Source organism: Rhodococcus sp. (in: high G+C Gram-positive bacteria) (assembly GCF_049286785.1).
Taxonomy (GTDB): Bacteria; Actinomycetota; Actinomycetes; order Mycobacteriales; family Mycobacteriaceae; genus Rhodococcus_F.
Window position 1 is genome coordinate 1 of record NZ_JBAQEO010000451.1, and the last position, 7,088, is coordinate 7,088.

The following is a 7,088-nucleotide window of genomic DNA, read 5'->3' on the forward strand; positions in this document are numbered from 1 at the left end:
CACAGTTCGCGGACCTGCGAGCCGAGCTGCTGACGCGGTGGCCGGGCGCTGAACGGGAATCGAAGCGCGGCAGCAGCGCCGCCGAGCGTGTCGACGACCGAGCAGCCGAGCTGCTCGATGCTCTTAGTCTGGAAGTCGATAGCAGCGATCTGCCGCCGGGTGAACCTCTCCCCCAGCTGGCGGCCGTCGACGCCATCGCCGAATGGCTCGTCACCGGTCGAGTTCCCGACCGGTTGGGGTACAACACTTTTTTCCCTGAGCTCGGCACCACCGACACCACATGGGCGTGCCTGTTGGGCAACGCCTATCGGATGGCCCGCGAGAACGAACGAAAGATGGTTGCAGAGCAATGACAGATACCAGTGTTCAAGACCGCCGCACTGCAATCGATGTCGCCGCGCGCGTACTGACTGAGATCGGTGCCCCGTGGGTCATCAATATGGTGACGTCGATGGTGATCGGTGTCGCCGTGGACGCCCCCGGATGGGGCGCGTTCGTTGCTGTGTGTACGGGAGTTGTTCCGATGGCCGTCATCCTGTTCGGAATGCGGAGGTCGAGGATCGGCGACCACCATGTCACCCAGATCAGCGAGCGGCATCTGTTGATCGTCGTGCTTCTGGTTGTCGCGTTGGGCGGGTTGGTCGTTCAGATCCTCGCGCACGCGCCGATCGAGATGATTGCGTTCATGTCGGCTGGTCTGGTGGCGCTGATGGTGGCCGCGGTGATCACGAGCATCTTCCACTGGAAAGTGAGTGTCCATACCGGCGTTTCAGCGGGTGTGACCGTTGTGTTGGCTCTGGCAGTGTCACCGTGGTGGCTGCTGGCACTGGTTTTCACACCACTGGTCGGTTGGTCCCGCGTTCATCTCGGCGACCACACGAAAGGTCAGGTCGTTGTCGGTGCGATCGCGGGGGCCGTCGCTGCTGGTTTGACCTACGCCTTGATTGCTTAGGGCGCGTCGTCGCCGCTGGTCAGCTTCCGGAACGGATCGTAGGTCCGAGCCGCGACCTGCTGATCCTGCGAATCTCGTAGGTTCTGGATCCATGCGATCTGTTGTTTGATCTCTTGATAGGTCTCTTCATCCCCGAAGTAGTCCATCGGCACACGGAACACCCGACAAATGTCTCGAACCGTCTCGACACCGGGCGACGTTCGTTTCCCGCTGAGCAGCTGAGACATGTATCCGGTGGTCATCTTGCTCCCGCTGAACCGGAGCATGTCGACAACCTCGGTCTGGGTGTACGGACCGCGATCCTTCGGGTGGACGGTGTCAAAGAGATGACGAAGCCTTTCAGCGAAGCTGCTGCTCATCAATCCGCCCAACCCTTCAGTCTCGTGGCCCCATTGCTGCGTGGGCAGAGGCAACCCAGTTTGACCGTCTCCCATTCTCGCAACTACATGCATCATACACAACTTGCAATTGTAAGTTGCTAGTTTTAGGCTGACCCCGTTCCAAACCGGAACGTCACGATCGGGGGGACAGTGATGCGACTACGCGCCCGCACGGCCCCAATCGTGGCAGGTCACGACCCATTTGCCCACCGTTCATCCGGCCTTCACAGCTTCGTCCTGCATCGCCTACCTCAATTTCGCCGTCGCGTCGCCGAGCTGCCCTCACCACGTCAACAGGTGGTAACGGCATGACTGCTTCCGTCGACTCGCGACCCGCCCTGGCCGCAGACGATCTCGCTACGCCCCTGCCTCAGTCGGAACCATTCCGCGCCCACGCAGTGGGTCCGGGCGCAATGCGCGCAGACTCATTTTCTTGCTGTGCAAATACGGGGGAAATGATGGAGGGAGTTACACAATCCCTCTCGGTGCCAACCGTTTTGGCGCTACGACGCGGGGTGCAGTCCCGCCCGGGTGCGCTCGTACACATTCTCCACATCGAATCCGGTCCAGTTGGTGCATCTCCCCTACTTGCCGAGCACCTCGCATCCCCCAGGCGGGCCGCCCTGCGGTTCGGTCGCCGATCGCTGAGCAGCTTGGGTGGCGCTTCGGGCATTAGCGTTACAAAATTTGCTGGCACCCATCAGTTGAGTAAAGCGACAGTAAAAAGCTGTGTTCTCATTCGGCGACCCCCTCCCCTAATCTCAGCCCAGGGATGGAGATCAGGCGCTCTACCTGAGGTTTCTCGGGTAGATGCCAGGGGAGGATTGCGATGAGGGATTACAGGAAGCGCGCGACTCAGCTGGCGGCCGAGCCGTTCGGTAAGCCCGAATCGACTATGCCATTCGTCACACTGCAGTGGGCGGAAACCCCAGGCGCCCACCGAGTCCCACATTCGCGCCACAGCGAAAGCGGACGTCGCGCCGATCCGTCACCCGTGCGCGGCGACAAACGGCGCTACATGAGCACCCGCGGGTCAGTAACCGGAGTCGAGCGGGCGCCTTCTCGCCCGCTCGAAGCACTCCATGAACTCGTCAACCGAAATGCCGTAGACCTTCGCGATCGCTGCCGCCTGCTCGGGCTTCGGAACTCGGACGCCGCTCTCGATGTGACCGACCGTCGTGGTTTCTATGCCGACGATCCGGCCGAGAGTGGGCTGAAGCAACCCGAACAACGCCCGCCAGTCGGTTGGGGAGCGCTCCGCGCGAGGAACATCGATCAGCTCGTCCATTGGCACCGATATGCCAAGCACTTCGGCGATCTTGCGAAGTTTGTCCACCTGGGGAACGGATTCTCCGCTCTCCCAGTTGCGGATCGTCGTCATGCCAACACCAGATACGCGAGCAAGGTCGCGCACCTCGACCGCTCGACCGTTATTGGCACTGAGTCGCGCGGCCCGGAGGTTCTCCGGGCGGAATCCACGAACAATGTGCCTACCCACCCGGCTCCTCCGCGTACTCGCTATTTCATCCCTGGACATGATGCCTTCCCTCCCGTAACGTGCTGCCCATACGAGCATTTATTCCGATCTACTATACCGATCTGAAACTTTGAGGACCGGGCGTGCATCCAACCACTGAGTTGGTCCCGTCAACGAGACGAATGAGCGAGAGAACCACGCAGGCAATAGAGATGGAGAGACAGAAGACATGAACAGAGGTGACGTAAGAGCGAGTGTCCCCCTCAACCGGGGGTTAAGGGGGACCACAGGTCGGGTGCCAGCCCGGCCAGCGTCGCAGGGGTGCCAGCCCACCGCGATCTTCTCATCACAGTTGAACACCCACCTAGACAAGGGATGCTCATGAGCACTGTATCTACCCGACGCCAATCAGCGCTCACCCATCAGTCGAGGCGTCGCGGCGCGACGAGCCAGAACCAGACCCCTTGCGTCTACGACCCGAGTCTTTGGGACCTGGATACGGCCAGTTTCGCCGACGCCACCCATGCACGGATCCTGTGCAACGGGGCCCGGGAGATTCGGCCGTGCCCCCAACTGGCGACGTGTGGCGACCAGGTGGCCGAACAGGTCGCGGCGGGCATCAGTCCGCGGTGCCAGGTCGTTGCGGGTCGTGCCTTCTCGCATCGGGGTGTCGAACTGATTGGTGAACGTTCGTTGCTGTCCTACATCAATCGAGTCGAGGGTCAGCGGAAGCAGGGCATCGATCCTGATGCTGATCCGCTCGAAATTGTGGAGGTGGCGGACGACGACTCCCCCGCCGAGGCTGCGTCAAACCGGTCGACGGCTCGTGAAACGCTGCGCGCGCTGTCCATGGAGGTTGCAAGCTCCTCGGGCGTGCAGTTTGCGCTGAACTTAGGGGCCTGAGCGTGTCGTTTGACAACACCTTCCTCATGCAACTCCGGGATCCGGATAGTTCGATCTGCGATCTGCTCCTGAATGTCGGGACGGGGCATGTACTTGCGCCGACCTTTGAGGGTCTACCGGCCCATCGATGGGGGTGCCTCGCGGACATGGCGATCAGCCCGGATTGGGGCCTGACCTCCATCGTTCCGATGATTGAGGATGTCTGCGCCCGGGTCGCGCAACTCTGCCAACTGACCGCCGAGCCTGTTCACTCGCTCAACTACTTGAGGGACCTGCGGGTCGCCGAGCGTGACGATACGAAATTGCGGGTGGCTCACTGCGGTCGGGACACACCGGGTGCGTTCGCGGCATTGACTGCGGTCGTTGACCTGATCGTCGACGGAATTGATCAGTGTCATGGCCTGGAACCGTCCGGGGTCGAAGCATTGTTGGGTGCCGCCGAAGCCGCGTGGGAGGTCCGGGGACAGGAAGCTCGGGCGGTTCTGTTGCGCGCCGCCGAGAACTGGGAGGCGATTTGCGCCGTTCCGGCGGGTCTGCGGTATGCGTCGTGATCGCGTCCGCGGTGAAGTCCTCGGTTGGTGACGCCGGCCGTCTCGGTGCTGTTTCGGTGACCACTCCCCCGGCGGCTGAGGCGTCCGGCGGGTTCGACGTCCTCCCGACGTTCGGTCATAGCGTCGGCCTCACGCCCCACGGCGGGGCCTCCAGTGCGCTCGTCATGTCGGTCGCACTCGGCGCGGCCGGCGGGGACGACATGTTCATGTCGGTCCGGGGCTGCGGCGTCGGAGGTGCCCGATGACGGCCCATCGAATGGCCTCGACACCTATTTTGAGCTGCCGAAATACACCCCGCGTCGCTGCGCTGACCCGGGCTCCGCCTGTGATGGGATTACAGGTGGATATAGCCACCTACATAAGGAGAACAGAAAGTTACTGACCGGTAACAAAAACTAAATTCCATAGAGCCGTACTAACCCGGAACGAGAGAAAACCCCCTTGCGGGGGCTTGTCGCTCTAAGACCTTTTGACGGGGGTCGATGTCGAGTTATTGGTGTGTTCTGCCGATCTCATTCTGGGTGAAGTCGAAGTTGACGCTTCGTCTTCAGGTGCTGCTCTTCTAACGGACTTACCAGTGACGAGCTGGTAGGCCCTATTTCCCCGAAGGGACTTACCGTGCCTGGTACGTCTCAGGGTACCTCATACCCTGAATTAGCAAGAACATATCCCTCTTGTGTTCCCGGCGAGTCGGGCGTTTCCGGCTCGTCGGCTACTGATATTCAGCCGTCGACGGTTGTTTCCGACGAGGAATTCGCCGCCGCGGCCACCCGCGCACGCGCCAGTGTTGAGCGGCTCGAGAAGATCAACACCGACAGCGAGCAGCGCGGCCGCACCTGGTCGCTCCCTGTCGCCCCTGAGGCCCAGTCCAGCACTCCCCTGTGGTCCGGGCGGATGCAGTGGCAACGCCAGGTCCGCGAGTGCCTCAACACCAACTGCGGCACCGAACTCTGCAAGCAACATCAAATCGACCCCGAGCGTGTGTTCGCGGTTGCCGTGAGTATGGCCGGGGTCGCCGACCATCGCACCGGACGCCGTGTGACCGCCTCCAGGACCGTTCTCGCGGAGCGCGCCGGAGTTTCCCTTACCGTCCTCAAGCGCGCCCGACGCGTCCTGTCCTCCCTCGGAATGGCCAAAGAGATGGTCCGGGGACGCTTCCTCCGCACGATCGAGCAATGGGCAGCTGAAGCCCATCACGGCCGCCCGCAGATCAAAGCCACCAGCGTGTGGGCTCTCCTCTCCCCCAGCACCGTCGTCCGCCGCTTCGGCGCTGCCATCAGGAAGGTCGCTACGGCCGCAGTGAAGGCCACGCAGACAGATTCCACCAGCACCGAAATCTATGAAGAGACCAGTTATCCACAGATCATCAGCGATGGCCCCCAATCTCTTGCTCTTGCTTTTAGCTCTTGTTCTTCCGTTAGGAAGAACAAGACAAACGCGCGCGCGAGCGCACACGAGGCTCGACGAAACTCCAAGACCAACCGCAAACCCCGATCCATCAGCCTTCAGCGGGCCGCCGCGGACCTCGTGGACCACGCCCCTGCCCTGAGGCCGGAGGGGCACATCGGATCCGTCTGCGACGCGCTGAGCACGTATTCGATCGACACCACCCGCTGGACCGGCCGCGACATCGCTCGAACCCTCGGCGACGACACCAAGGCACGTGGCTGGGTCTGGCCCACAGTCGGCTCTCTCGACAACCCCGTGAAGTTCCTCCGGTGGCGCCTGGCGCGGATCGACTGGTCCGGCCCCTCCCCCTCCGAACGCGCTATCGCTGCGAAGATTCGCCGCGACGAGGAGCGTCATGTCGCAGCTCAAGTCGCCGCTGAACGCGACAAGAATATCGCCTCGTCCTCGACGCGAACCTTAGCGATGACCGTCATCAATGCAACGCTCGCCGCGAAAGCGTCCAAGCGAAAGAAGCTTGCTTCGATCAGCCTCTGAGCTGCTGACCGAACACCTGCTTTCCGGGTTTGCCATCCCAGCCGGCATCGACGAATCCACAGACCGGCAGCGGCTCGTGCACATCTGGACGAGGATTCGCTGCCAGGCGGCCGCATATGGCGCACGTAGATCGCACGCAGGGCGCGTATTGAAGATGTTGTGGCTGTGCCGTATCGGCTGGTTCAGCCGCTTCCCCTGGATGATGTTGCCGCCCAGGCGACCAGCTGAAGGCGTGACTCAACTCCAGTGGATTTTCCAGCTCGTCGACCGTTCTGCGTTCCAGGCCGACCGTGCAGCCGTCCCGGACCGACTCGCGACCCGATAAGGCTCTGCTCCAGCGAGAAAAGGTCGCCCGTGCCGGGCTTCGGCCTCGAGCCTGACCACGCCCATCGTTAACCCGGTTAACGGCATCCATGTGGTCGCGACTCGACCGGATTCGTCCCGAAACGATTAACCGGGTTAACGCTGCTCTAGTCGCGCTGGAGCAGAATCGCCCAGGTTTGAGCGCGCGGGCGGACGATGTTGCCGTCGTTGTGGGCCGCAGTTGCGGCTGAGCGACAGGCGCACATAAGGGTTCCGATTGCATCGGGTTACATGATCACTCGTCGTCAGTTGTCGGGACTCGTCAATGCGTTAACCGGGTTAACGGTGCAAGGCAGGCGAGCCTTCTGGAGATCGGGAGCATGGCCAGCTCTCTGGACCGACGCCTCGGCGGGCAGTCCGCCGAAGTTCCGTGCGTTAACCCGGTTAACGGCAATGCCGCGCAGTTAGGGCGGCGGGTCTGTTGTCAAGTGTGCTGGTATGAGGATGCTGATGCTGATCTCGGCGTGGTAGTTGGTGCGGTCGATGTCGCCCTTGGCTCGGTGTTTGGAGATTGCGCG

Annotated in this window: 7 protein-coding genes and 1 pseudogene; 6 read left to right on the forward strand and 2 right to left on the reverse strand. The window is 62.1% G+C overall.

The features are described from left to right. Positions 1-353: pseudogene (locus WAW17_RS16355) on the forward strand (hypothetical protein); the annotation flags it as partial. Beyond that, complete coding sequence (locus WAW17_RS16360) at positions 350-952, forward strand: hypothetical protein (protein WP_422333997.1); 603 nt, start codon at positions 350-352, stop codon at positions 950-952. The pseudogene WAW17_RS16355 and the gene WAW17_RS16360, both read left to right, overlap by 4 nt. On the opposite strand, the gene WAW17_RS16365 is transcribed toward WAW17_RS16360, so the two are convergent. Both WAW17_RS16365 and WAW17_RS16370 read right to left on the reverse strand, forming a co-directional pair. Then, entirely contained in the window at positions 949-1,311 is a 363-nt protein-coding gene (locus WAW17_RS16365; protein WP_422333998.1) for an XRE family transcriptional regulator, read from the reverse strand. The two genes, WAW17_RS16360 and WAW17_RS16365, sit on opposite strands and share 4 nt — an antisense overlap. Before the next feature lie 1,054 nt (positions 1,312-2,365). Beyond that, positions 2,366-2,908, reverse strand: coding sequence for a helix-turn-helix domain-containing protein (locus tag WAW17_RS16370; RefSeq protein WP_422333999.1), 543 nt, complete (start codon positions 2,906-2,908; stop codon positions 2,366-2,368). 495 nt (positions 2,909-3,403) lie between these two features. Here WAW17_RS16370 and WAW17_RS16375 point away from each other — a divergent pair, with 495 nt between their 5' ends. The 4 genes from WAW17_RS16375 to WAW17_RS16390 all read left to right on the forward strand — a co-directional run bounded on the left by WAW17_RS16375 (position 3,404) and on the right by WAW17_RS16390 (position 6,207). Beyond that, the gene (locus WAW17_RS16375; protein ID WP_422334000.1) at positions 3,404-3,712 is read left to right on the forward strand and encodes a hypothetical protein; all 309 of its coding nucleotides are present in this window, start codon (positions 3,404-3,406) and stop codon (positions 3,710-3,712) included. Positions 3,713-3,858: 146 nt separating this feature from the next. Continuing rightward, positions 3,859-4,263, forward strand: a complete 405-nt coding sequence (locus WAW17_RS16380; protein WP_422334001.1) for a hypothetical protein — start codon at positions 3,859-3,861, stop codon at positions 4,261-4,263. 56 nt (positions 4,264-4,319) lie between these two features. Continuing rightward, entirely contained in the window at positions 4,320-4,508 is a 189-nt protein-coding gene (locus tag WAW17_RS16385) for a hypothetical protein (RefSeq protein WP_422334002.1), read from the forward strand. 883 nt (positions 4,509-5,391) lie between these two features. Then, positions 5,392-6,207: a replication protein gene (locus WAW17_RS16390; protein WP_422334003.1), complete on the forward strand. Its 816-nt coding sequence runs from the start codon at positions 5,392-5,394 to the stop codon at positions 6,205-6,207. Positions 6,208-7,088: the final 881 nt, after the last annotated feature.

Bases quoted from the DNA above. Each gene is read 5' to 3' on its own strand.
- WAW17_RS16360 (WP_422333997.1), top strand. From the start codon at position 350: ATGACAGATACCAGTGTTCAAGACCGCCGCACTGCAATCGATGTCGCC.
- WAW17_RS16365 (WP_422333998.1), bottom strand. From the start codon at position 1,311: ATGAGCAGCAGCTTCGCTGAAAGGCTTCGTCATCTCTTTGACACCGTC.
- WAW17_RS16370 (WP_422333999.1), bottom strand. From the start codon at position 2,908: ATGCTCGTATGGGCAGCACGTTACGGGAGGGAAGGCATCATGTCCAGG.
- WAW17_RS16380 (WP_422334001.1), top strand. From the start codon at position 3,859: ATGGCGATCAGCCCGGATTGGGGCCTGACCTCCATCGTTCCGATGATT.
- WAW17_RS16390 (WP_422334003.1), top strand. From the start codon at position 5,392: ATGGCCAAAGAGATGGTCCGGGGACGCTTCCTCCGCACGATCGAGCAA.